The sequence below is a fragment of the Aliikangiella litoralis genome (assembly GCF_052495765.1).
This window is the reverse complement of sequence record NZ_CP199292.1, coordinates 3,951,670-3,976,246: the sequence shown is the minus strand read 5'-3', so window position 1 is coordinate 3,976,246 and position 24,577 is coordinate 3,951,670. Positions and strand designations below refer to the sequence as shown.

Sequence of the window (24,577 nt, the reverse complement as noted above, 5' to 3'; positions counted from 1 at the left end):
TAATTAAGATGAAAATTGAATAAATAATAAAATGACTAAGCTTTGTTAAATATGCTGCTGTTAAATTTTAGGTGGATAGTAATATTTAATAAAAACAATGGGTTAGTTGTTGTTTAGGTTGGGGGAGTTGTTATTGTTGAAAGGAGATTAGTGTTATCACATTTGGGTAGTCTATATTTTAGATATTATATTATGCAGTAGTTTTAATTATTGTCTACACTAACTATTAAGCTGTTTTTTAATAAAATTTTGAATTTTATTTGAGGAAAAAATGACAAGTAATGATAGTTTTTCACATTCTTCGTTGAAATTGCGTGTAGTTACATTATTTTTTATCGCTGTTGTATTATCTGTAGCATCTGCCTTTTCTTTTAAAGCATCGAGTGATAGTTTTATTCAAAGCTTTATTATGGTCATAATACCTTCTATTCTATTGCTTGGTATTAGTCTTTATTGGCAAAAGAAAAGTGATAGTCAATTGCTTTTAGCCAAACAAATTTTACTTGATATCTCGCAAAAAAAGAAGCTTTCCAAAAGTAGTATTCAGTGTAATGATGATGAAACGGGAGAGTTTTTGAAATCGGTATTAAAAATACAAGATGATTTTCGAGAATTATTACAAGAGATAACTCAAGGCTGTGAATATTTAGGCTTTGCATCAGATGAGATGACCACCGTTGTTCAGCGTTCAAAAGATATTATTGCTCAGCAACAAGTTGAAACTGAGATGGTTGCTACAGCAATTAATGAAATGGCTTCAACGGTTAATGATGTTGCTCAAAATACACAAAGAGCTTCTGAAGCTTCAAATACGGCTAACCAAGAGTCGATTCAGGGAAAAGATGTTGTTTATAAAACGATGCAGTCTATCACTTCTTTAACTGAAGAAATGGAAAAAACGGCTGGAGTGATCCAAAGACTAGAGGAAAATAGTGAGTCTATTGGTACCGTTTTGGATGTGATTAAAAGTATTGCTGAACAAACTAACTTATTGGCCTTGAATGCGGCTATAGAAGCTGCTAGAGCTGGTGAGCAAGGACGTGGATTTGCGGTGGTGGCTGATGAGGTTCGTAACTTAGCACAACGCACTCAGCAATCAACCCAAGAAATTGAAGAAATAATTGGCAGTTTACAAGATGGCTCTAAAAATGCTGTCAGAGTGATTGCTGATAGTAGAAGCAGTATCGAAGATAGTGGTGATTTAGCTAACCAGGCAACAGCTTCATTAGATTCTATTAGTGAAGCTGTTAAGCTTATTGATCAAATGAATTCTGAAATTGCAAATGCAAGTGAAGCACAAAAAAGAGTTGCAGAAGAGTCGAGTAAAAATATTACAAATATCAGTGATATGGCTGAACAATCGACTAAAAGTGCCATCGATATTAATAGTGCATTAGAAGTTTTATCAGAGCAATATCTGAAAATCAGAGAGTTATCGAACAAATATCAGCTTGATTAGAAAGATAGATGATTTATCTTAATAATGCTGCAACCAGTTTTCCTAAACCCCAAACGGTTATTGACGCTGTAAATCGTAGTCTACAAATGCCGCCAATTTCAACAGGTAGAACAACTCGAAGTCATCCATTGTCAAATATTGTTGATGAGACCCGAAATTTGATTTCTATTTTAATCAATGCTCAAACTCAAAATGACATATTCTTTTTCCAAAATGCTACTCAAGCACTTAATCAGGCCATATTGGGAATAGTGGAATATGGTGATCATATTGTTTCAACGGTTACCGAACATAACTCTGTTATTCGTCCATTATCCTACTTAGAAAAAAAATTTGCGGTAAGTGTTGATTATATTAGCTGCGATAAATCAGGAAAAGTTGACCCGGTTCAAGTGATTGATGCAGTTAAAAAAAATACTAAGTTGGTGATTATTAATCATGTGTCGAATGTTACAGGCGTGATTCAGGATGTAAACGAAATCGGGAGTAAATTATCTCAGCTCAACACTTACTTATTAGTTGATGCTTCTCAAAGTTTGGGCGTTTATCCTGTTGATATAACACATTCAGGGATTGATATGCTCGTATTTACGGGCCATAAATTTTTATATGGCGTACAGGGGATTGGTGGAATCTATGTCTCTCCTGGTGTCGAGTTAACACCTCTGATTCATGGAGGCACTGGCGTTTTAAGTGAACGGCTTTCGCAACCTAAACAAAGGCCATGGTGCTTTCAAGCGGGAACCATGAACATTCCGGGAATTGTATCACTAAACGCTGGACTTCATTATATTAACCAACATCAATTTATTCAATGTGAACTACTTCAGATAAGCTTGTTTCTTTATGAAAAACTACAGGATATTGAAGAGCTTGGTCTGATATCACCTAAAAATACAGCCGTTATTAGTGCGGTTTGTTCTCAGCTAGAATTAGACGATATCGATTTAATTCTAGAAGAAAGCTTCAACATTAAGATAAGAACTGGTTTACATTGTGCTCCAAAAATACATCAACCTTTAGGATGCTTGAAAGGCACTTTGCGTTTTAGTCCATCTATTTTTACCACTGAGAAAGAAATTAACTCAACGGCTAGTGCGATGAAGAAAGTCATTACGCAACTTCGGAAAAGTAAATGAGAATCTGTGAAAGCAAACCCATTCAAAATTGTTTTGATGGTTCCTATATGAAAGAAATTGTATTTGATAAGCCTGTTAATAAAGCATTTATAGATTATTTAGGACAAAGTGGTGAATTAGAGTATTTTTCTGATTTCTCAAGACCTTTTTATAGAGTTGAGCGAGCAAAAGGTTACTTGCTTAAAGGTATCGAGGGAAATGACTATCTAAGAATCTACTTCTTGAGAACTTATTTAGAGGAAGCTTTAAGTTTTTTTGAAAATTATGTGGATGCCTACATAGAGTAAATAGCAATATATTAGCTTTAGCGAACTTTTTAAACAGAATATTATCAATTGTACTATTATTTAAATGATTCTTTATATTAATCGAATAGTAACTTGAACAGTTAAAAGTTGCTATTGGTTGTTACAAACATTATTTTTCTTATTGGCTGTTAGCAACTTTTGCTTCAATTTGAATTTAGACTATTACTTTATAGAGGAATAAATAATGGGACTAAAACTCTCCAGTTTTTATGATCAGGCAGAATCAATAGGGGGATTAAAAGCGCGAATGAGATTGGCTATGATATCAGGTATCCCTTCGAGTAAAGCTGAGTCAGAACCAGACTCTCCAGACAACATAAGTAAGCTGCAAAAAGCACTTGACGAAATTCAGAAAGAATTTAATTAGGAGAAAATGATGAGTGTTCAATTTGAAGTTGACTCAAAATATAATACAAACGATAAACGGCAATATATTAATGGTAATGCAATTGTTTTTCATTGCCATCATTATATTTCTCTCTTTACTCAACTAGCTGATGATGCAAAGTTATTTGAAGGGGAAAAGCATTTAAGGGATGCTGCGGAAGAAACTTTTTATGCTGTGTTATTGAGTTATATGAAAGAACATCCTGATATTGAAAGCTGTAATGACAAAAAAACTATTGCTGAACAATATTTTGCATTTATTGGATTAGGGCAAATCAAAATTGAAATTAGTGAAAATGGTGGCAATGTCGAGATGCCATACTCGCATGTTGATGAGGGTTGGATTAAAAAATGGGGCAACCGAGATAAAAGTGTCAACTTCATTGGTCACGGCTTTATTGGTGCTGCTTTTGCCGTTATTAATAACTTACCTTGTGGTAGTTACCAGGTTATAGAAACCCAAAGTAAGGTGAATGGCGCTGATATTTCTAAGTTCACTGTAACTAAACTGTAGGAGCAAAATATGGCTATTGATCGAGAAAAGGCTATTGCCGACTTGTCTAAGATTCAGGTGAAAGGAAATGAAGAAGGCTTAATTCCTGCTTTTGGTGTATTAGTGAATCAATTACCTGCGAGTTTTTGGAATCTATTTACGACTAAAATACTGGATGCCGCAGGAGAAGATTTATATGAAGATGCTTCAGGACTTTTAGTAAATGCCGCCGCCGAATGTGGTTATCATACGGGGTGGGGAATTATTAACTCTGATGAATTTCAATCGGTTGTTGGTCCTATGATTGAAAATGTACCGGAAGATATATTGCATGGTGCCTATGCTGTATTTACCGCTTGGGGATGGGCTAACGCTGAAATAGTAGAGTTAATTCCGAATGAAAAAATGGTGATTAAAGTTAAAGGGTACTATGAGGCAGATGTTAAAGACACATACAAACCCAATAATCCCTTCGCTTTTATGATTCGGGGTGTTTCATCCGCCTTTATGGATATTGCTTATGGTGATAAACCTTACCCAGATGGTTTTGGTAAGTTTTCTTGTGAGCAAGTCAAAGCGATTGAGCTTGGTGATGATTATGGCGAGTTTGTCGTCACAAAACGTAAGTAATAAAAATTAATGAGTTTTATTTTATTGGTTTTTATAATAAAAGCATAATTAATATATTAATTATGCTTTTTTACGATTTGAGTGTAATGTTCAACTTCAGGAAAGGGGTCATAAAAGTGGTGCAAAAGCTTACGCCATTCTTGATATTCTTCTGACTCTCTAAAACCAATCGTATGATCTTCTAGCGTTTCCCAGTTAACGAGTAAAATATAGCGGTTGTGTTTTTCCAGACTCTTTTTAAGTTCATGGGAAATAAAACCAGGCATCTGAGTTATAATATTTTGGGCCTGGGCAAATGCCATTTCAAATGCTTTTGTCTGATTGGCCTTTATATCAAGTATAGCTACTTCTAAGATCACTATTTTTCCTTAAGTTTATTTTGGCTATTTTGATTAAATCTATTTAAAGCTTCGTAATTGATAAATGCAAATACTTTTATAGGTATATAACTACTCTGTTTGAGAAATATATCTTCAAGTAAAATAGAAAGGTAACATTGACGCTTTAGTTTGTCAGAGAAAAGGTTTAATGATTAGTTCTTGATATAATCTTCAATTCTCCTGACATGATGCTGTCAGGAGGCAATCACTACAATTACTACTCAAATTAAGATCCACTTGTCTTAGACATATAATAGGAGCTAAATCGTTATGCCTGAGCTATTAAAGCATCAATTCTCTGAAGAGTTTGTTTTTACATTAGCTAAAGAATTTAAAAGAGAGTTTTCTGTTTTTAAAGAAAAAGCATTTATTCAATCAGTATTCAATGATAAATGGGAGACGTTGGAGCTAAAAGATAGAATGAGGCATCTGGCAGAGCAACTTGGTGATTACTTGCCCTCTGATTATGAGCAAGCAGTGGCCATTATTTTGCCGGTTGCTGATAAATTCAGTGGTATGCAGCATATTTTGTTCCCCGAATATATTGAGCGTTTTGGGCTAAACAACTTTAAGTTGTCTATGAAAGCGCTTGAACATTTGACCTCTAATTCAAGTTCAGAGTTTGCGATCCGTCCCTTTATTCTCCGCTATCCTAAGCAAGCGATGGAGCAAATGGAAAAATGGTCACGTTCAAAAAATGAACATATTAGACGATTAGCTTCAGAAGGTTGCCGACCACGCTTACCCTGGGCGATGGCTTTACCTGAGTTTAAGCAAAACCCGGCTCCATTATTGGAGATTTTAGAGCGTTTAGTGAGTGATGACAGCTTATATGTAAGACGTAGCGTTGCAAATAATTTGAATGATATATCAAAAGATAATCCAGATATTGTGATTAATTTTGCGCGGACTTATTTAGGGCACTCAAAAAAGGTTGATTGGGCTATTAAGCATGCATGTCGGGGCCTTTTGAAACAAGGCCATAAAGAAATATTATTGCTATTTGGTTTTGAGGATCCTCAGCATTTAAGTGTGACAGGGTTAAAAGCTGAGAAAGAAGTTGCCTTTGGGGGAAAAGTCAACTTTGAGTTTAAGATTAAATCTAAAAGAAAGTCTCTTGGTAAGCTTCGTTTGGAGTTTATCATCGAGTTTATGAAAGCCAATGGTAAAAGGTCTGCCAAAATATTTAAAATATCTGAAGGGGACTTTATTGAAAAACTGAAAATCGTGTCTAAATCTTTTTCATTTAAATCCATAAGTACACGCCGATATTATCCCGGCATACACCGACTTATTATCGTCATTAACGGTAAGCAGCTAGCTAACCTAAGTTTTAAGCTATTGGAATGAGCTTTTCTTTATATCTTTATAGAGCCTGCTTTAGTTGTTGATATCACAAAATGGGGAAAATTGCCCCGACTACTATTTTTTGTAGTGAAAGCTTTACATATCCTCACAGCCGCAAGCCTCATTTAGAAGCGGACAAGTTGACTTTCAATGGTTAATTTTATTGCTCTTTTAGTGTTATTTATGATATAAAGCGCGCCGTGTCATTCAATACTGTTGACACCTAATTCACACGCTAATCGACACGGCTATCAGGGTGCTTCCATCGAGTTTATCGTTGAGAGGTTGATAGTTGGGGTTAGCGGAGGCAAAACCCTTTAAAATCATGAGGTTATAAAAATGGCAAAAGTCACTATGCGTGATATGCTTCAGGCGGGCGTACATTTCGGTCATCGTACCCGTTTCTGGAATCCAAAAATGAAGCCGTATATTTTCGGCGCAAGAAACAAAATTCATATTATTAACTTAGAGCATTCTTTACCAATGTTTCACGATGCTTTGAACTTTTTAAGTTCAGTAGCGGCAAGAAAAGGTAAGGTTCTTTTTGTGGGTACAAAAAGAAGTGCAGGGAAAATTGTTAAAGAAGAAGCGACTCGTTGTGGTCAGTTCTTTGTTGATAAGCGTTGGTTAGGTGGAATGTTAACCAACTATAAGACGATTCGTCAGTCTATTAATCGTTTAAAAGAGTTAGAAAAGCAGAGTGAAGATGGTACTTTTGAGCGTCTAACTAAAAAAGAAGCGCTTTTATTGACTCGTGAGATGGCTAAGTTAGAGGCTAGTATTGGTGGTATTAAGAATATGGGCGGTCTTCCTGACGCTATATTTGTTATTGATGCCGATCATGAACATATTGCTATTTCTGAAGCACGTAAATTAGGTATCCCTGTTATTTCTGTGGTTGATAGCAACTCTAATCCTGATGGTATTGATTATGTTATTCCGGGTAATGATGATGCAATTCGTGCAATCCAGTTATATTTGTCTGCTGCTGCTGATACAATTCTTGACGGACGTCAAAGTGTAGTGACAGCACCAGCTGAAGAATCAAGCGATGAGTTTGTAGAAGAAGAGAAAGAAGCTTCTGCGGAATAAAATTCGCCTCGGTTAAAAAAGGATAGGGGGCTTACTTTGCCCCCTATTTTGTGCCTACTGATGTCATTAATGCATCATATAGGTAATAGAATTTAAATGTTAATTTGGAGAAAAAAATGGCAATTTCTGCTGCATTGGTGAAAGAGCTGCGCGAAAGAACCGGCGCAGGTATGATGGAATGTAAAAAAGCGTTAGTTGAAACTGACGGTGATATCGAAACTGCAATTGATAATATGCGTAAATCAGGTGCTGCTAAGGCTGAGAAGAAAGCTGGCCGTGTTGCCGCTGAAGGTCTTATTGTTGCTAAATCAAATGATGATGGTAAATTAGCTGCATTGGTTGAAGTAAATTCAGAGACTGACTTTGTTGCTAGAGATGAAAGCTTTAAAGCGTTTACTCAAGAAGTTGTTAATTCAGCATTAACTAATAGAACAACTGACGTTGAGAGTTTAATTGCGACAACTATTTCATCTGGTGAAACGGTTGAAGTTGCTCGTACAAACTTGATTGCCAAGATTGGTGAAAACATTGGTGTACGTCGCGTACAAATTATTGAAGCGAATGATGGGGCGTTAGCTGCTTATATTCATGGTGGGCGTATTGGAGTTGTTATTGCACTTAAAGGTGGAGATCAAGATTTGGCAAAAGATATTGCTATGCATGCTGCTGCTACAAATCCACAGTTCATTCGTCCTGAAGATATTTCACAAGATGTGTATGACCGTGAAAAAGCAATTTACACCGCTCAAGCAGAAGAGAGTGGTAAGCCTGCTGATATTATCGAAAAGATGATTGGTGGTCGTATGCGCAAATTTGCTGCTGAAGTCAGCTTAGTTGGACAACCATTTGTTAAAGATTCTTCAATGACTGTTGCTGAATTATTGAAAAAATCTAATGCCGAAGTCACTTCTATGACTCGTTTTGAAGTTGGTGAAGGTATTGAAAAGAAAGAAGAAGATTTTGCTGCTGAAGTAATGGCTCAAGTAAAAGGAGAATAAAACCCATGCCAAGTTCTGCGCCTGAAAAAAATAGAAAGAGAATACTGCTTAAGTTAAGTGGAGAAGCCTTGATGGGCGCAGAACCGTTTGGGATTGACCCATCGATTCTCGATAGAATTGCCGCCGAGATAAAAGAGCTAGTTGACCAAGGCGTTCAAGTTGGTGTAGTTATTGGTGGCGGCAATTTATTTCGAGGTGAAAAGCTTGCTAATGCTGGAATGAATCGAGTTGCCGGGGATCATATGGGAATGCTTGCTACGGTGATGAACTCACTAGCTATGCAGGATGCCCTTGAGCGCATCCGTGTTGGAACACGAGTTATGTCTGCCATTTCTTTGACCGGTGTTTGTGAAGATTATGATCGACGTTTTGCACTCCGGTTTATGAAAGATAGCCAAGTTGTTATTTTTACCGCTGGTACTGGGAACCCATTTTTTACTACAGATACTGCGGCGTGCCTACGAGGCATAGAAATTGATGCTGATGTCATTTTAAAAGCAACCAAAGTTGACGGTGTTTATTCCGCTGATCCTCATAAAGATCCAGAAGCTGTTAAGTACGATAGTTTAACTTATAAAGAAGCACTTGATAAGCAACTGGGTATCATGGATTTAACTGCCTTCTGTTTGGCAAGAGATCATAAAAAAACAATTAGAGTTTTTAATATGCAGAAGCCTGGCGCGTTAATTAATGCTGTATTAGATGAGAGTGAAGGTACTCTTATCACCTGTGAATAACGATTATCTGAACATAGAATAACGGAGTCATATTGTGATAAACGACATTAAACAAGATGCAAACACTCGAATGGATAAAAGTATCCAGTCATTTAAAGTGGCATTGCAAAAAATTCGTACTGGGCGAGCCCATCCGAGTTTATTGGATCATTTAACCGTTTCTTATTATGGTGTGGAAACCCCACTAAGTCAGGCTGCAAATGTTTCTGTGCAAGACTCAAGAACTTTAACTGTACAACCTTTTGAAAAGAATATGATTGCACCTATTGAAAAGGCTATTATGGAATCCGATATAGGTATTAACCCTAATACTACTGGAAATCTAATCCGGTTACCGCTTCCTGCATTAACTGAAGAGCGACGTAAAGATATGATTAAGGTGGTAGGAAATGAGGCTGAAGGGGCGAAGGTAGCTATTAGAAACATTCGCCGTGATGCGAACTCTACCTTGAAAGATTTAGAGAAAGAAAAAGAAATTAGCGAAGATGAAGAGCGTAAAGCACAAGACGACATTCAAAAGCTAACAGATAGCCATGTCAAAATTATTGACCAGCTAGTTGCTGAAAAAGAAAAAGAGTTAATGGAAATCTAATTTTTTATTCTGACTGGCCGAAGTGTTAAAACGCCGTGTTATCGGTTAGATGACACGGCGTATTTATTTACAATAAAGATAAAGGAAAAAAACGACCAAGCTTATGATAAATAATATTCCTAAACATATTGCAATTATAATGGACGGAAATGGTCGTTGGGCTCAAGCCAAGGGGAAAAAGCGAACAAGCGGGCATAAAGTCGGTGTTGAACGAGCTCGTGAGGCAGTTGAGACTGCGGTTGAGTTAGGTGTTGAGTCATTAACATTATTTGCATTTAGTAGTGAAAACTGGAACCGTCCCAAAGAAGAAGTTTCCTATTTAATGGAGCTATTTATTATCGCTCTAAATCGAGAAGTAAAAACCCTTAATAAACATAATGTTAAGTTAAAGTTTTTAGGTGATACCTTTGCATTTAATCAAAAACTTCAAGATAGCATAAAAAAAGCAGAGTCTCTGACTGCCGAGAATAGTCAATTACGCTTAAATATTGCTGCTAATTATGGCGGTCGTTGGGATATTGTGAATGCGGTTAATGGACTATTGGCTGACTCCAATCATGTAGATAAGATCAATGAAGATTTATTAGCTTCTAAATTATCAACAGCTGATTTGCCTGATTTGGATTTGTTAATCAGGACTGGTGGTGAAACTCGAATTAGTAACTTTCTTATTTGGCAAGCTGCTTATGCCGAACTTTACTTTTGTGATACCTTATGGCCTGATTTTGATAGTAAAGAGTTACAAAAGGCCGTTGATGAGTTTACAAGACGTCAAAGACGTTTTGGATTGACAGGCGAACAGGTAAAAGAGCCTAGCTAATTATGTTAAAACAAAGAATTATCACTGCACTAATTTTATTACCGCTGGTACTCGGTTTAATCTTAAAAGTTCAACTTAACTACTTTGCTGGAGTTATTGCTGCTGTTGTATACCTGTTAGCTCTCGAATGGGGAAAGTTGGCTGGCTTTAAGCATCATTATCAGAATACTATTTATGCTTTAGTTGTTGCTGTTATAGTCTTAACAACCTGGTATTTAGCTGATCAGTTGGTTATGTGGCCATCACCGAGTTGGCCGTTTGCTTTGGTTTGGGATTATCCCATGATCGTTCTAGCACTTGGTCTATTGGTTATAGTGTGTTCGTTAGTGGTTGTTTTAGGTTATTCTTGGCTACCAAAATGGTGGTCTAATCAAACGGTATTGTTATTGTTTGGAATATTTTTGCTACCCGCCTTTTTTGTTTCATTTATCAGTATTCGTAGTGTTAGTTATTTAGCCGATTTTTATCGCGGAGGGTACTTTTTAATATTGATGTTCTGTTTGGTATGGGCTGCCGATACAGGTGCCTTTATTGCCGGTAAATTATTAGGCAAGCACAAGCTAGCACCGATTGTAAGCCCTAATAAGACCTGGGAAGGTGCGATTGGTGGTTTTGTGTTTAGTTTTGCAATCGCTTGGATTGGTGTTTATTTAATAGGTTTTGATGTAGAAAACGCTGTAGTATATTCTGCAATAGCAGTGCTGTTAGCTATTTTTTCAGTGTTAGGAGACTTATTTGAAAGTGCGATGAAAAGAGTTGCCAATATTAAAGATTCTGGGAATTTATTACCTGGACATGGTGGTTTGCTTGATCGCTTAGATAGCACTATAGTTGTTGCCCCACTATTTTTCTTAACGTTTAGCTATTTTGGTTGGTTTAGATAATGCAGCATGTTTGCATTTTAGGCTCAACAGGCTCTATCGGGTGCAGCACACTTGATGTGATTGCGCGAAATCCAGAAAAATATAGTGTTGATGTTTTAACTGCTAACACAAATGCTGAAAAGCTGTTTGAACAGTGTGTATTGGTCAAACCCAAGCTAGTGGTTTTGGTTGATTCCGAGCAAGCATTGAAGTTTCAACGGCAATTAGATAAAAGTGACTTAGATATTATTGTTAAAAGCGGCTCAAAGGCGTTGGTTGAGGCCGTTAAGTTTAGTGGTATTGATACTGTTGTGGCTGCCATTGTTGGAGCTGCTGGACTCTTGCCTACGCTATCGGCTGTTCAGCAGGGTCATAAAGTATTACTGGCTAACAAAGAAGCTCTGGTCATGTCTGGTGATTTATTTATGCAAGCCGTCAAAGATAATGGCGCGACCTTGTTGCCCGTTGATAGTGAGCACAATGCTATTTTCCAGTGTTTGCCAGAATCAGATAATGCTAATTTAACATCACTTAGTGGCGTACGTAAAATATTACTGACTGGCTCAGGTGGACCCTTCAGATTACTTCCTCTTGAACAACTTAAAAATGTGACACCTGAACAGGCCTGTGCTCACCCTAATTGGAGTATGGGAAAAAAAATATCAGTTGATTCTGCCACTATGATGAATAAAGGCTTGGAATTAATTGAAGCCTGTTTTTTATTTAATGTTGCTCTGGAGCAAATTGATATTGTTGTTCACCCTCAAAGTGTGGTGCATTCAATGGTATCTTTTGCTGATGGTTCTGTATTGGCACAAATGGGAAAGCCTGATATGCGAACGCCAATTGCTCATACACTGGCTTGGCCCGAAAGAATAGAGTCTGGTGTAGAGCCGCTAGATTTTTATCAAATGACAGATTTAACTTTTGAAGCCCCTGATTATGAACGATTTCCTTGTTTGCAACTTGCCGCAAAAGCAATGCAAACAGGAGGGACCGCGCCTTGTATTCTTAATGCCGCGAATGAAGTTGCCGTAGCTGCATTTTTACAGAAGCAAATTGAGTTTACTGATATAGCTAAAGTGATTGAATTAACAATCGAGCAAATAGAAGTGACTGAGGCTAATAGCTTAGCGTGTGTTTTAAGTGCTGATAGAAATGCACGAGAAGTTGCACAAGCGTTAATTTTAAAAGGGATTGAAAAACGATGACTTTTTTGTCGAATGCTTTTTATTTTATTGTAACTCTTGGCATTTTAGTGACCATTCATGAGTATGGGCATTTTTGGGTTGCACGAAAGTTGGGAGTGAAAGTCTTAACTTTCTCTATTGGATTTGGGAGACCTCTTTGGCAGAAAAAAGGAAAAGATGGGGTTAATTATGTTATTGCTGCTATTCCTCTAGGCGGCTTTGTAAAAATGCTTGATGAGAGAGAGAAGGAAGTTCCACAAGAAGAGTTGCCTTACGCATTTAATCGAAAACCAGTCTGGAGCAGAATTGCTATTGTTTTAGCTGGACCCATAGCTAATTTTATTTTAGCCATATTTCTTTATTGGTGGATGTTTGCTATGGGGATTTCTGGATCCTCTACACAAGTTGGTAAAATTGCTGAAAATAGTATTGCTGGGCAAGCGGGTATAAAAAATGGTGATCTTATCACTCAAGTTGATGGTCGGCCGGTTTATCTAATGCAAGATGTCATGGAAGCTGTGGTCGCTCGCCTTGGAGAGAAAAGTAACATGGTTTTAACTGTTCGTGCTGATGGTAAACATAGCGAGCGACAGGTCGAAATACCTTTAAAAAAGTGGGAAGTAGATATTGAAAAGCCTGACTTATTAGGGTCACTAGGGCTTAATCATATTAGTCGAGATAAAGTAATCGCACAGGTTTCTGTGGTTTCTCCTAATGGGCCTGCAGAGCAAGCTGGTATTAAAAACGGTGATGTAATTAAGCGTTTTAATCAGGTAGCTGTAGATAACTGGTTTCATCTTATTCGACTCATTCATCCAATGGCAAAGCAAACCGTTGAATTGGTAATTGAGCGAAATGGTGAACTGATAAATAAATCTGTGGTCATAGGTTCTCGCGAGTATGAAGGAAATGTTGTAGGGAGCATTGGTATTACTGTTGTATGGCCAGATCTCTCTCCATATGTCGCCACTCGTAAAGCTGGTATTTTTGAATCAATAGAATTAGCATTCGAAAAGACTGGCAAAATGATTGCTTTAAGCGCCAATTTATTTGGTAAATTATTAACTGGTGATATTTCGCCTAAGAGCTTAAGCGGACCTATCTCTATTGCTGAAGGGGCTGGTGGTAGTGCTCGTGTTGGTTTGGTATATTTCATCAGTTTTGTGGCTATGATAAGCGTCAATTTAGGGTTCATCAATTTATTGCCTGTTCCATTGTTAGATGGCGGTCATCTGCTGTTTTATACGATTGAAGCGATAAAAGGCAAACCGTTATCCGAAAGGATACAAGAACTTGGTATGCAAATTGGCATGATGATGGTTTTCGCGTTAATGGCAATTGCCATTTTTAACGATTTATCGCGCCTTATATAAGGCGTGTTCACTAAGTATTTAGGGAATTATGAAGTATTATAATAAATCCAATTTAGTTAAGTCATTGTTAGGCGCAGCTGCCTTATACGGTGCGACCATTAATTGTACGTTAGCTGCAGTTCAAGATGCTGTGGCTCAAATAGATGATGCTTTTATCGTTACTGAGATTGAAGTGAATGGTTTACAGCGAATGGAGTTGGGAACCTTTTATAATATGCTGCCATTACAGGTAGGTGAAAAACTCGACTCTTCTCGTGTTCCCATTATTATTCGAACAATTTTTGCATCTAATAGTTTTGAAGATATTCGACTATTTCGTGACGGTGGAAAGTTGTATATCGATTTAAAAGAAAGGCCTACTATTTCTGAAATTTCTATTGAAGGTAATTCTGATATAAAAACAGAACAAATTTTAGATGCTATGCAAAAGTCTGGTTTTGCAAAAGGGGAAATTTTTGATCCCTCTGCAATTAAAAATATTAAAATGGGTATGGAGGAGCAATATTTTTCTCATGGTAAATACTCTATAAAAATAGAAGATAAAGTAATTTCTCAATCTAGAAATCGAGTGCACATTAAATTTATTGTTAATGAAGGTGAGCCTGCAAAAATTCAAAAAATTAGTATTGTTGGTAATAGTGTTTTTGATGATGAAGAATTATTGAGCCAGTTTGAATTATCAACTGGTGGCTTCCTTTCTATGTTCTCTAGTGAAGATCAATATTCAAGAGAAAAGTTATCGGGCGATCTTGAAACATTACGTTCTTATTATTTAGATAGAGGCTATTTAAAATATAACAATGCATCAACCCAAGTATCGATATCACCAGATAGAAAAGGTATTTATTTAACTATTAATGTCGATGAAGGCGCTAAGTTTAATGTAGATGATATTATTTTTTCTGGTGATCTGATTTTAACGAAAGAACAATTAAAAAATATTATGCCTTTGTCTAAAGGAGACACCTATTCTGCTGCTGCAATTTCATTTGCCGAAGAACAAATAAAACGTAGTCTTGGTTTCTATGGTTATGCTTTTGCAAAAGTAGTCACTGTGCCGGATGTTAATGAAGAGGAAAATAAAGTTAATTTAACTTTATTTATTGATCCAGGCAAAAAGGTCTATGTAAATCGGATTAATTTTTCTGGGAATGAGTCGACTAATGATGAGGTGTTGAGAAGAGAAATACGTCTTATGGAAGGAGGAGCCTTATCAACAGAAGCGGTTGATCGTTCAAAGGTTAGGCTACAACGACTAAGTTACCTTGAAGAAGTTGAAGCGGAAACACCAAAGGTTGAAGATAAAGCAGATAGAGTTGATATTAATTATAAAGTCAAAGAGCGTTCGGCAGGTACAATTCAAGGGGGCATTGGATATAGTGAGAGCTGGGGAACATCACTTAATGCTAATGTAAGTCATAGCAATTTTCTCGGCTCAGGAAAACGAGTCCAGTTTGGTATTAATAAAAATAAGTTTTCTGAGAGTTATAGAGCTGATTATTGGGATCCCTATTTCACTCTCGATGGAATTAGTGCAGGAATAGGTTTAGAGTATGTCACTACCGATTATAATGAGTTTAACTACTCAAGTGGTATATTAGATACTGCGCAATTATCATTTAATTTGGGGTATCCGGTTAATGAAGTAACGCGACTTAATTTTGGCGTAGGTTACCAAGATAGTAAGTTAAAAGCTTCTCGGTATACGCCGGCAGAACAGGTCATTGATTTCTTTGCTGATAATGATCAGGATATTCGTATTGACCCAACCTTTGACTTTAATTTACTTCGCTTTAATACTGGTTGGACACGTAACACATTGAATCGTGGTATTTTCCCTGATAGGGGAACAAGCCAAACCTTATCAGCTAATTTTACTATCCCTGGTAGTGATCTTGAGTTTTATAAGTTAGATTATTCAATTAATCACTATATGCCTATTGCACCTGGTTGGACCTTTTTAAGCAAGTTTAGGGCTTCTTGGGGGAATGGTTATGGTGATACTCAATCATTACCCTTTTTAGAAAACTTTAGTGCAGGTGGTTCCGGTACTATGCGGGGCTTTGAGAGTAACACAATAGGTCCACATGCAATTGATCGTATTTCGTCAAGTACTCGTGGACCTGTAGCAACAGATTTAGGTCAAGCCTCTCTTGGGTTGCCATTACCTTCTGAAAATGATGTAATTAGCATAAGCCGCAGAACGGCGGGAGGAAATGCTAGGGTATTAGGTACATTAGAGTTAATTTTCCCTGTGCCTTTTGCCGAAGATTCTAACTCATTGAGAACAAGCCTTTTTGTTGATGTAGGTAATTTATGGGATACGCAGTTTGATGTAAATAAGTACCGTGGGTTAACGTTATCAGATAATCATTTAACTGAAGTACCAGATTATTCCGAACCAGGAGCTTATCGTATATCGGCAGGTTTTTCTTTACAGTGGCTTTCTCCAATGGGACCGCTAACAATAAGTTTATCTAAGCCGATACGCAAAGAAATAAAAGATGAAACTGAATCGTTCTCTTTTAATGTGGGTAGAACGTTCTAGTATAAGAATTTAATTTTTAATTTTATAAGGGTATAAAAATGTTAAAAAAATCAATTGCTGTAGTGACTTTATTGCTTGCTTTTATTGGAACTGCTAGCGCGGTCGATAAAATTGGTGTTGTTGATATGCAAGCTGTTGTTGCTGAAACTCCTCAATTTAAGGCTATCAATGATAAAATTCAAAAGAAATTTAAAGAACGTACCGATGCATTAAAAGCAATGCAAAAGAAAGGCGAAGACTTACAGGCAAAAGGCAAGCGTGATGCTATGACTTTGACTAATGTCCAAAAGTTAGAATTGCAACGCGAATTACAAGCTTTAGATGTTGACTTTAATTTGAAGAAAAAGTTTCTTGAAGAAGACATTAAACTGACAAATAACCAAGAAAGAGCAAAAGTTATGAACAGCATTAATATCGCTATTCAAAAAGTTGCTAAGAAAAATAAACTTGATTTGGTACTAATGAAGAATGTTACTGTTCATGTTAGCAATAAAATTGATATCACTGATAAAGTTATTAAAATATTAAGTAATCCAGCAGGTTAATAATTTGACTGCAAAAGCATTTACAGTCGCAGAAATTGCTCGACTGTTGGATGCTGAGTTTCAAGGTGATGGCGAGCATAAAATATTAGGCATAGCATCACTTGATAAAGCGAGTTCTGCTGATATTTCGTTTCTCAGTAATCCAAAATTAAAAGTGCAACTTAACACAACCAAAGCTGGTTGTGTTTTGTTATCTGAAGACGCAAGAGATTTTGCTTCAGGGAATTCTATTGTAGTAAAAGATCCATATCTAGGTTTTGCTCGTGTAGCACAATTATTAGATTCTACACCTGTACCCAATGCTGGTGTACATCCGTCAGCTCAAGTCAGTGATAGTGCACAATTAGGAAACAATGTTTCTGTTGGTGCAGGTTGTGTTGTTGAAGAAAATGTTATTATTCATGACGATGTCATATTAGGCGCCAACACCGTTGTTGCTAAGGGAGCCGTTGTAGGGGCTGGGTCGCGTCTATATTCAAACGTGACTGTTTACCATTATGTGCAAATAGGTAAAAACTGTATCGTTCAGTCTGGTGCAGTGATCGGTTCTGATGGTTTTGGTTATGCCAATGATAAAGGGATTTGGGTGAGGATCCCACAAACAGGCAGTGTTATAATGGGAGATGATGTCGATATCGGTGCTAATGCTTGTATCGATAGAGGCGCCTTAAATGACACCATTATTGGTAATGGCGTAAAGATAGATAACTTATGTCATATTGCACATAATGTTGTTATTGGAGAGCATTCTGCAATGGCCGCATGCTCAGGTGTTGCTGGGAGTACAACAATTGGAAAACACTGTACTTTTAGTGGACGTTCCTCTATTTTAGGCCACTTATCTATTGCAGATGGTACTCACGTTACAGCTTGCAGCTTAATTAACCGTTCGAATAAAGAAGCCGGTGTTTTTTCTTCTGGAACAGGTATGCAAGACAATAAAATTTGGCGTAAAAATGTTGCTCGCTTCAGGCAGTTAGATGACATGGCTAAACAACTAAAAAAATTAGAAAAAGAATTAACAAAGCTAAAGAGTGAGTCGTAACAATGAGTGAAGGAAACAATACTATTTGTACTCTTGATATTCATGAGATAATGAAAACACTACCTCATCGATACCCTTTTTTATTAGTTGACAGAGTGATTGATTACAAAGTTGATGAGTATTTACATGCGATAAAAAATGTGACTGTTAATGAACCTTGTTTTACTGGGCATTTTCCACATCGCCCAGTTATGCCTGGTGTTTTAATTTTAGAAGCGCTTGCTCAAGCTACCGGGATTTTATGTTTTAAAACAATGAATGAATTACCTGATGAAAATTCGCTTTATTATTTTGTTGGCATTGATAATGCGAGGTTTAAGCAGCCTGTTGAGCCTGGCGATCAGGTTTTGTTAAAAGTAAATTTGTTAAAACGTAAAAAATCTTTATGGAAATTTGAAGCTGAAGCTTTAGTTGACAATAAAGTGGTTTGTGCCGCTGATCTTATGTGTTCCAAACAGGAAATAAAATAGTGATACATCCTAGTGCAATAGTTCATCCATCGGCAAAATTAGCTGATGATGTGAGTGTTGGTGCATTTTCTATTATTGACGAGAATGTTGAGATTGATTCGGGGACTGTTGTTGGCCCTCATGTTGTTATTAATGGGCATACTAAAGTAGGCAAGAATAATCAATTTTATCAATTTTCTTCGATTGGTGAGGCAAATCAAGATAAGAAATATAAAGGTGAGCCTACTCGTACCACTATAGGTGATGGAAATATTATTAGGGAATCATGCACAATCCATCGAGGAACAGTGCAAGACAGAGGTGAAACCACGATTGGTAATAATAATTTGTTGATGGCTTACACTCATGTTGCTCATGATTGTGTTTTAGGAAATGATATTATTATTGCTAATAGTTCAAACTTAGCAGGTCATGTTATTGTTGGCGATCATGCTATTTTAGGTGGGTTTTCTGGTATTCATCAGTTTGTACATATTGGTGCACATGCTTTTATTGGTATTAGAAGTAACATCACTCAAGATATATTACCATTTGTTTTATTTGCCGATGAAAGCCCAAGAACCGTAAATGTAGAGGGATTAAAGCGACGCGGATTTGATAAAGATGAAATCAGTTTGATTCGTCGGGCTTATAAAACAGTTTACAGACAAGAACTAAAAATTGAAGAGGCTTTAAAAGTATTAACTGAAGATGCTAAAAAATCTCCTTCAATTCAATTAATGATCGACTTTATTAAGTCATCTCAACGTGGCATTGCACGTTAATTATTCAATATTAACCATAGTCAATTTTTACTGATACCGTGAACCAACATTTTATTCTAGTTGCTGGTGAAGCCTCGGGAGATATCCTGGGAGCGCGCTTAATTAAGTCACTCAAAGCCCATTATCCTAACGCTAGTTTTAGCGGAATAGGCGGTTCTTTGATGATGGCCGAAGGTTTTAAAAGTTACTTTCCGATGGAGCGCTTATCCATAATGGGTATTGTGCCTATCTTAAAGAAACTGCCCGGATTATTAAAAATGCGTCGCCAATTAACACAGATGATTATTCATGCTAACCCGACCTGTTTCATCGGTATTGATGCACCTGTTTTTAATACTGAGCTTGAATATCAACTGAAAAATAAAGGAATAAAAACGGTTCATTATGTTAGCCCTTCTGTTTGGGCTTGGCGAGAAAATAGAATTTATAAGATTGCTAAAAGTGTGTCTCTTATGTTATGTCTTTTTCCATTTGAGTTAGACATTTATAAACGTCATGCTGTGCCAGCTATATGTATCGGTCATCCATTGGCCAATGAAATAGCAATGGAGCCTAATATGCAGACTGCACGAGAAGAACTTGGTTTAGAACTCAATACTTTAACTGTTGCTATTTTGCCAGGCAGTCGTGGTACGGAAGTAAAGTATTTAATTGAGCCTTTTCTTGAAGCGGCTAAAAAGCTTTATCAACAATACACTGAGGTTCAACTTGTTATTCCTTGTGCCAATCAGAGGCGCCGAGAGCAGATAGAACGAGCAATAACAGCATGTAATTTTGACACTCCACTTCGTTTGATAGATGGGCAGTCTCGAACAGTAATGCAAGCTTCTGATATCGTTCTGTTAGCATCTGGTACAGCAACTTTAGAAGCCATGTTATTAAAAAAACCCATGCTTGTTGCGTATAAAGTATCGGCTTTTAGTTTTTGGATTTATAAAAATCTACTAAAAATAAAACAATTTTCATTGCCTAATTTATTAGCTGGTGAGCCAATTGTTAAAGAGTTAATGCAAGAGCATTGCAAAGTTGAGTTGTTGTATCAGGAATTGGTTAATTTAATTGAAAATAAAGAGTCAACCAATATGATTGACAAGTTTTATCAGCTTCACCAATCTTTGATGCTTGGTGGTAGCAATAAAGCCGCTAAAGCAATTGTTGATATGCTTGAGAGGAATATAGAACTTAATGAAAAATAAAGTTGCTGGTGTGGATGAAGTAGGGCGAGGGCCATTAGCTGGGCCTGTGGTTGCGGCGGCTGTTATTTTAGATCCTGCGCAACCAATAGTTGGCTTAACTGACTCGAAAAAATTGTCAGAAAAAAAACGTGAAAAGCTATCTGAAGAGATAAGACAAAAAGCATTGAGTTGGTATATTGCTCGTTGTGAACCAGAAGAAATTGATGAGTTAAATATTCTTCAAGCAAGCTTGTTAGCAATGAAAAGAGCAGTTGAAGGGTTAAGTGTTCCGCCAGAACATTGCTTGGTTGATGGTAACAAACTTCCCCAACTAAATTGTTCTGCTGAAGCGATTGTAAAAGGAGATTTAACCGAGCCTGCAATCAGTGCCGCATCGATTATAGCAAAAGTGGCAAGAGATAATGAAATGTGTGAAATGGATAAAGTTTTTCCACACTATGGTTTTGCGAAACATAAGGGGTATCCGACCAAAGCGCACAGAGAAGCAATTATACAACATGGGATCACTCCTATTCATCGTAAAAGTTTTGCTCCAGTGCAAGCACAATTAAAACTGATTGAATGATAGTAAGGCAACATAAGCATGACCGATATCGATTCAACCTCGCCGGAAAATGAAACAACAACTGAGTCAGTTGCTGTGCGTGATTTTGTCCACTTGCGGATGCATTCCGAGTTTTCAATGGTCGATGGTATTTGTCGAATTAATCCAACATTAGATAGTGTTGCTGAGTTAGGAATGCCGGCGCTAGCTATTACTGACAACGTTAACTTTTGTGGTCTAATCAAGTTTTATCGAAAAGCGATTGCAAATGGTGTTAAACCAATTGTTGGTGTTGATCTTTGGGTGAATGACGCGAATGATGATAATGATATTTTTCGCATCACCGTTCTCTGTCAAAATGATCAAGGTTATTTAAATGCTAAAAAATTGGTATCTAAAGCTTATCAAACTAACCAAAAGTTAGGGTGTCCAATTGTTGAGAAAGATTGGTTTATTGAATATAACGAAGGTCTTATTGTTTTATCCGGTGGTCGAGAAGGAGATGTTGGAAGAGCTTTAGTGGCTAGTAATCATGAATTGGCTGCAGCGCTGTTAGGCTTTTGGAATTTACATTTTTCTAATCGCTATTATCTCGAGTTACAACGAACGGGAAGAACTGGTGAGGGAGCTTATATTCAATCTGTTGCTGGATTTGCTCAAGGTTCAGGCACGCCAGTGGTTGCAACTAATGATGTTTGTTTTCTTAAACAAGACGATTTTGAAGCACATGAAATTCGTGTTTGTATTAATCAAGGTCGAGTATTAGATGATCCTAGACGACCTAAAAATTATAGTGATCAACAATATCTAAAAAGCGCCGCTGAGATGTCGGAGTTATTTTCAGATATACCTGAAGCTCTTGATAATACTATTGAAATTGCTAAGCGTTGTAACTTACATCTGCATCTAGGTGAGTATTTTTTACCGAACTATCCTATCCCTGATGGAATGACAATTGAAGAATATTTTTGTCAACTCAGCCGTGATGGCTTAGAAGAGCGTCTCCCACGCTTATTTGATGTAAATGCTCCTGATTTTAATGAAAAAAGAAAAGCTTACGATGAGCGGTTACAAATAGAATTAGATGTAATTAATCAAATGGGATTCCCTGGATACTTTTTAATTGTTGCTGATTTTATTCGTTGGGGAAAAGATAATGATATACCGGTTGGTCCTGGACGAGGATCTGGAGCGGGTTCATTAGTTGCCTATGCTTTAAAAATAACTGATTTAGACCCATTAGAATATGACTTGCTATTTGAAAGATTTTTGAATCCTGAAAGGGTATCTATGCCTGACTTTGATATTGATTTTTGTATGGATGGCAGAGATAGAGTTATCGATTATGTGGCTGACAAATATGGCCGAAATGCGGTTTCTCAAATCATTACTTTTGGTCGTCTTGCAGCAAAAGCGGTTATTAGAGATGTGGGACGAGTGTTAAGTCAACCTTATGGCTTTGTTGATAAAATTTCAAAATTGATCCCTTTTGATATTGGTATGACATTATCAAAAGCTTGGGAACAAGAAGAAGAAATTAGACAACGTTATGAAGAAGAAGAAGAGTTTCAAGCCATTTGGGATATGGCTACCAAGCTGGAAGGTATTACTCGTAATGCAGGAAAGCATGCTGGAGGTGTTGTTATATCACCATCAGATTTAACCGATTTCGCTGCTTTGTATTGTGATGAAGCGGGGGATGGGCTGGTAACACAGTTTGATAAAGATGATGTTGAGTCGGCCGGGTTAGTTAAATTTGATTTCTTAGGTTTAAGGACTCTCACTATTATTGATTGGGCTGTGAATATGATCAATAGCCAATTAATTAATGAGGATCAAGAAAAGCTCAATATCGATACGGTTGATCTAGAAGATCCAAAAACTTTTGAGCTTTTAAAGTCAGCTAACACAACCGCTGTGTTTCAGCTGGAATCTAGGGGAATGAAAGAGCTCATTAAAAAGCTATTGCCAAGTTCTTTTGAAGATATTATTGCACTGGTTGCTTTGTTTAGGCCTGGGCCATTAGGTTCAGGAATGGTTGATGATTTTATTAATCGAAAGCATGGACGCCAAGAAGTTGCCTATCCTCATCCTGATTATCAACATGAAGACTTAAAACCGGTTTTAGAACCAACCTATGGCATTATTCTCTACCAAGAACAAGTAATGCAAATTGCTCAGGTACTGGCTAACTTTACTTTAGGTGGAGCTGATTTGTTACGCCGAGCAATGGGTAAGAAAAAAGCAGAAGTTATGCAAGAGCAACGCAAAATATTTATGGAAGGTGCGATTGCCAGAGATGTTGATGGTGACTTAGCGGGACATATTTTTGATTTGATGGAAAAATTTGCAGGCTATGGTTTTAACAAATCACATTCGGCTGCTTATGCTTTAGTATCCTTTCAAACCGCTTGGTTAAAAGCACATTACCCGGCGGCATTTATGGCCGCAGTAATGTCGGCCGATATGGATAACACCGATAAAGTTGTTACTTATGTTGATGATGCTAAATCTTTGGGAATAAAAATAGTTCCTCCCGATGTTAATCGTGGTCAATACAAGTTTACTATCGATGGTGAGCAGACAATCATTTATGGTATCGGCGCTATCAAAGGTGTTGGTGAAGCTGCGATTCAATCGATTGTTGATGAAAGAAAAAGCGGTGGTGTTTATAAAGATATGTTTGATTTTTGTAATCGAATTGATCTGAAAAAAGCTAACCGCAGAAACTTAGAGGCTCTAATTCGTGCTGGTGCGTTAGATGCTTTAGGACCTAGCCGTGCTGTTATGATGGCTTCGTTAGAGCAGGCCGTTAAATCTGCTGAGCAATTTAAGCGAAATAAATTGCTTGGGCAGAATGATTTATTTGGCTCCCCCACAGAAAGCTCTGAGGCTTCAAGTGTAGAGTTTACCATGGTAAGACCTTGGCCTGAGGATAAAGTTTTGCAGGGAGAAAAAGAAACGTTAGGGTTGTATTTAACGGGACATCCTATTGATCGTTATTTACCTGAAATTAGACAGTTTTGTGATTTAAGGCTTAATGGTTTACAACCCACTCGTCGCGGAGAGTACGTTAGTGTTGCAGGGTTAATTGTTAATATTCGGGTAATGAAAACTAAAAAAGGGCTTAACTGGGCCATTGTTACTTTAGACGATCAAAGTGGGCGTGTAGACGTAATGGTCTACAGCGACCTTTACGAAACTAACCGTGATGTTTTGCGGAAAGATGAAATCATTGTTGCCAAAGGCGATATTTCTAATGACGATTTTTCTGGCGGTTTAAAAATGAGTGCTGTAGAAATCAGTGAGCTCATTGAAGTACGTGAGAGACTTTCAAAGCATCTTGAAATTAAAATTGATTTAAATGAAAGTACAATCCTTGCACAAGAAGTGGTGGAAAGTTTAACTCCATTTAAAGGGGGGTTGTGCCCCGTGAGGATTTATTGCCGTTTAGGAGAGATTGACTCTGTATTAGTAGCTGGTGGAAATTGGTCAGTAAAACCAACAGACACACTACTTTTTAATTTAAAAAATATTAAAGGTTGCCAAAGAGTCGAAGTTGTTTATTAAGTCAATTAATTCATATTACTCGATTATTCCTTGAATCTAATTTTATTAAAAAATGGCTTAACCACTAATTATTTTAGGGGTAATCAG

24 protein-coding genes are annotated in these 24,577 nt (G+C 37.1%); 23 read left to right on the top strand and 1 reads right to left on the bottom strand.

All coding sequences use genetic code 11. The features are described 5' to 3' along the window. Positions 1-271 precede the first annotated feature (271 nt). The 6 genes from ACT5E3_RS16485 to ACT5E3_RS16460 all read left to right on the top strand — a co-directional run bounded on the left by ACT5E3_RS16485 (position 272) and on the right by ACT5E3_RS16460 (position 4,416). Positions 272-1,459 carry a methyl-accepting chemotaxis protein gene (locus ACT5E3_RS16485; protein WP_444994634.1) on the top strand — a complete coding sequence of 396 codons (1,188 nt, stop codon included), beginning with the start codon at positions 272-274 and terminating at the stop codon, positions 1,457-1,459. Between the two features lie 8 nt (positions 1,460-1,467). Beyond that, positions 1,468-2,598, top strand: a complete 1,131-nt coding sequence (locus ACT5E3_RS16480; RefSeq protein WP_444994633.1) for an aminotransferase class V-fold PLP-dependent enzyme — start codon at positions 1,468-1,470, stop codon at positions 2,596-2,598. Positions 2,599-2,645: 47 nt separating this feature from the next. Further along, positions 2,646-2,885 carry a hypothetical protein gene (locus tag ACT5E3_RS16475; RefSeq protein ID WP_444994632.1) on the top strand — a complete coding sequence of 80 codons (240 nt, stop codon included), beginning with the start codon at positions 2,646-2,648 and terminating at the stop codon, positions 2,883-2,885. 205 nt (positions 2,886-3,090) lie between these two features. Further along, the gene (locus ACT5E3_RS16470) at positions 3,091-3,273 is read left to right on the top strand and encodes a hypothetical protein (protein WP_444994631.1); all 183 of its coding nucleotides are present in this window, start codon (positions 3,091-3,093) and stop codon (positions 3,271-3,273) included. Positions 3,274-3,279: 6 nt separating this feature from the next. Continuing rightward, entirely contained in the window at positions 3,280-3,807 is a 528-nt protein-coding gene (locus tag ACT5E3_RS16465; RefSeq protein ID WP_444994630.1) for a hypothetical protein, read from the top strand. Positions 3,808-3,816: 9 nt separating this feature from the next. Further along, positions 3,817-4,416 carry a hypothetical protein gene (locus tag ACT5E3_RS16460; RefSeq protein ID WP_444994629.1) on the top strand — a complete coding sequence of 200 codons (600 nt, stop codon included), beginning with the start codon at positions 3,817-3,819 and terminating at the stop codon, positions 4,414-4,416. 56 nt (positions 4,417-4,472) lie between these two features. Here the strand turns inward: ACT5E3_RS16460 and ACT5E3_RS16455 are convergent, their stop codons facing one another. After that, entirely contained in the window at positions 4,473-4,775 is a 303-nt protein-coding gene (locus tag ACT5E3_RS16455; RefSeq protein ID WP_444994628.1) for an antibiotic biosynthesis monooxygenase family protein, read from the bottom strand. 291 nt (positions 4,776-5,066) lie between these two features. Between ACT5E3_RS16455 and ACT5E3_RS16450 the strand changes: the two genes are divergently transcribed. From ACT5E3_RS16450 to dnaE, 17 genes are all read left to right on the top strand, one after another. Next, positions 5,067-6,146 (top strand): DNA alkylation repair protein, encoded by a 1,080-nt coding sequence (locus ACT5E3_RS16450; protein ID WP_444994627.1) that lies wholly within the window; start codon positions 5,067-5,069, stop codon positions 6,144-6,146. A gap of 336 nt (positions 6,147-6,482) precedes the next feature. Next, the gene (gene rpsB / locus ACT5E3_RS16445; RefSeq protein ID WP_444994626.1) at positions 6,483-7,235 is read left to right on the top strand and encodes a 30S ribosomal protein S2; all 753 of its coding nucleotides are present in this window, start codon (positions 6,483-6,485) and stop codon (positions 7,233-7,235) included. 116 nt (positions 7,236-7,351) lie between these two features. Further along, positions 7,352-8,233: a translation elongation factor Ts gene (gene tsf, locus ACT5E3_RS16440; protein ID WP_444994625.1), complete on the top strand. Its 882-nt coding sequence runs from the start codon at positions 7,352-7,354 to the stop codon at positions 8,231-8,233. A 5-nt stretch (positions 8,234-8,238) separates the two neighbouring features. Continuing rightward, the gene (gene pyrH, locus ACT5E3_RS16435; RefSeq protein WP_444994624.1) at positions 8,239-8,970 is read left to right on the top strand and encodes a UMP kinase; all 732 of its coding nucleotides are present in this window, start codon (positions 8,239-8,241) and stop codon (positions 8,968-8,970) included. Positions 8,971-9,004: 34 nt separating this feature from the next. Beyond that, positions 9,005-9,562 (top strand): ribosome recycling factor, encoded by a 558-nt coding sequence (gene frr / locus ACT5E3_RS16430; RefSeq protein ID WP_444994623.1) that lies wholly within the window; start codon positions 9,005-9,007, stop codon positions 9,560-9,562. 103 nt (positions 9,563-9,665) lie between these two features. Next, positions 9,666-10,382: a polyprenyl diphosphate synthase gene (gene uppS / locus ACT5E3_RS16425; protein WP_444994622.1), complete on the top strand. Its 717-nt coding sequence runs from the start codon at positions 9,666-9,668 to the stop codon at positions 10,380-10,382. A 2-nt stretch (positions 10,383-10,384) separates the two neighbouring features. Continuing rightward, entirely contained in the window at positions 10,385-11,266 is an 882-nt protein-coding gene (locus ACT5E3_RS16420) for a phosphatidate cytidylyltransferase (protein ID WP_444994621.1), read from the top strand. Continuing rightward, positions 11,266-12,456, top strand: a complete 1,191-nt coding sequence (gene ispC / locus ACT5E3_RS16415; RefSeq protein ID WP_444994620.1) for a 1-deoxy-D-xylulose-5-phosphate reductoisomerase — start codon at positions 11,266-11,268, stop codon at positions 12,454-12,456. Before ACT5E3_RS16420 ends, ispC begins: the two co-directional genes overlap by 1 nt. Then, positions 12,453-13,808 carry an RIP metalloprotease RseP gene (rseP, locus tag ACT5E3_RS16410; protein WP_444994619.1) on the top strand — a complete coding sequence of 452 codons (1,356 nt, stop codon included), beginning with the start codon at positions 12,453-12,455 and terminating at the stop codon, positions 13,806-13,808. The genes ispC and rseP overlap by 4 nt, the downstream gene beginning before the upstream one ends. A 28-nt stretch (positions 13,809-13,836) precedes the next feature. After that, positions 13,837-16,356, top strand: a complete 2,520-nt coding sequence (gene bamA, locus ACT5E3_RS16405) for an outer membrane protein assembly factor BamA (protein WP_444994618.1) — start codon at positions 13,837-13,839, stop codon at positions 16,354-16,356. Positions 16,357-16,394: 38 nt separating this feature from the next. Then, entirely contained in the window at positions 16,395-16,901 is a 507-nt protein-coding gene (locus ACT5E3_RS16400) for an OmpH family outer membrane protein (RefSeq protein WP_444994617.1), read from the top strand. A gap of 4 nt (positions 16,902-16,905) precedes the next feature. Then, positions 16,906-17,946, top strand: a complete 1,041-nt coding sequence (gene lpxD, locus ACT5E3_RS16395) for a UDP-3-O-(3-hydroxymyristoyl)glucosamine N-acyltransferase (RefSeq protein WP_444994616.1) — start codon at positions 16,906-16,908, stop codon at positions 17,944-17,946. A gap of 2 nt (positions 17,947-17,948) precedes the next feature. Continuing rightward, positions 17,949-18,416 carry a 3-hydroxyacyl-ACP dehydratase FabZ gene (gene fabZ / locus ACT5E3_RS16390; RefSeq protein WP_444994615.1) on the top strand — a complete coding sequence of 156 codons (468 nt, stop codon included), beginning with the start codon at positions 17,949-17,951 and terminating at the stop codon, positions 18,414-18,416. Continuing rightward, entirely contained in the window at positions 18,416-19,180 is a 765-nt protein-coding gene (gene lpxA, locus ACT5E3_RS16385; protein WP_444994614.1) for an acyl-ACP--UDP-N-acetylglucosamine O-acyltransferase, read from the top strand. Before fabZ ends, lpxA begins: the two co-directional genes overlap by 1 nt. Positions 19,181-19,218: 38 nt before the next feature. Continuing rightward, positions 19,219-20,376, top strand: coding sequence for a lipid-A-disaccharide synthase (gene lpxB, locus ACT5E3_RS16380; protein WP_444994613.1), 1,158 nt, complete (start codon positions 19,219-19,221; stop codon positions 20,374-20,376). Further along, complete coding sequence (rnhB, locus tag ACT5E3_RS16375) at positions 20,366-20,941, top strand: ribonuclease HII (protein ID WP_444994612.1); 576 nt, start codon at positions 20,366-20,368, stop codon at positions 20,939-20,941. Before lpxB ends, rnhB begins: the two co-directional genes overlap by 11 nt. A gap of 18 nt (positions 20,942-20,959) precedes the next feature. Beyond that, complete coding sequence (gene dnaE, locus ACT5E3_RS16370; protein ID WP_444994611.1) at positions 20,960-24,490, top strand: DNA polymerase III subunit alpha; 3,531 nt, start codon at positions 20,960-20,962, stop codon at positions 24,488-24,490. Positions 24,491-24,577 lie beyond the last annotated feature (87 nt).

Bases quoted from the DNA above. Each gene is read 5' to 3' on its own strand.
- ACT5E3_RS16485 (WP_444994634.1), top strand. From the start codon at position 272: ATGACAAGTAATGATAGTTTTTCACATTCTTCGTTGAAATTGCGTGTA.
- ACT5E3_RS16480 (WP_444994633.1), top strand. From the start codon at position 1,468: ATGATTTATCTTAATAATGCTGCAACCAGTTTTCCTAAACCCCAAACG.
- ACT5E3_RS16475 (WP_444994632.1), top strand. From the start codon at position 2,646: ATGAAAGAAATTGTATTTGATAAGCCTGTTAATAAAGCATTTATAGAT.
- ACT5E3_RS16470 (WP_444994631.1), top strand. From the start codon at position 3,091: ATGGGACTAAAACTCTCCAGTTTTTATGATCAGGCAGAATCAATAGGG.
- ACT5E3_RS16465 (WP_444994630.1), top strand. From the start codon at position 3,280: ATGATGAGTGTTCAATTTGAAGTTGACTCAAAATATAATACAAACGAT.
- ACT5E3_RS16460 (WP_444994629.1), top strand. From the start codon at position 3,817: ATGGCTATTGATCGAGAAAAGGCTATTGCCGACTTGTCTAAGATTCAG.
- ACT5E3_RS16450 (WP_444994627.1), top strand. From the start codon at position 5,067: ATGCCTGAGCTATTAAAGCATCAATTCTCTGAAGAGTTTGTTTTTACA.
- rpsB (WP_444994626.1), top strand. From the start codon at position 6,483: ATGGCAAAAGTCACTATGCGTGATATGCTTCAGGCGGGCGTACATTTC.
- tsf (WP_444994625.1), top strand. From the start codon at position 7,352: ATGGCAATTTCTGCTGCATTGGTGAAAGAGCTGCGCGAAAGAACCGGC.
- pyrH (WP_444994624.1), top strand. From the start codon at position 8,239: ATGCCAAGTTCTGCGCCTGAAAAAAATAGAAAGAGAATACTGCTTAAG.
- uppS (WP_444994622.1), top strand. From the start codon at position 9,666: ATGATAAATAATATTCCTAAACATATTGCAATTATAATGGACGGAAAT.
- ACT5E3_RS16420 (WP_444994621.1), top strand. From the start codon at position 10,385: ATGTTAAAACAAAGAATTATCACTGCACTAATTTTATTACCGCTGGTA.
- ispC (WP_444994620.1), top strand. From the start codon at position 11,266: ATGCAGCATGTTTGCATTTTAGGCTCAACAGGCTCTATCGGGTGCAGC.
- rseP (WP_444994619.1), top strand. From the start codon at position 12,453: ATGACTTTTTTGTCGAATGCTTTTTATTTTATTGTAACTCTTGGCATT.
- bamA (WP_444994618.1), top strand. From the start codon at position 13,837: ATGAAGTATTATAATAAATCCAATTTAGTTAAGTCATTGTTAGGCGCA.
- ACT5E3_RS16400 (WP_444994617.1), top strand. From the start codon at position 16,395: ATGTTAAAAAAATCAATTGCTGTAGTGACTTTATTGCTTGCTTTTATT.
- fabZ (WP_444994615.1), top strand. From the start codon at position 17,949: ATGAGTGAAGGAAACAATACTATTTGTACTCTTGATATTCATGAGATA.
- rnhB (WP_444994612.1), top strand. From the start codon at position 20,366: ATGAAAAATAAAGTTGCTGGTGTGGATGAAGTAGGGCGAGGGCCATTA.
- dnaE (WP_444994611.1), top strand. From the start codon at position 20,960: ATGACCGATATCGATTCAACCTCGCCGGAAAATGAAACAACAACTGAG.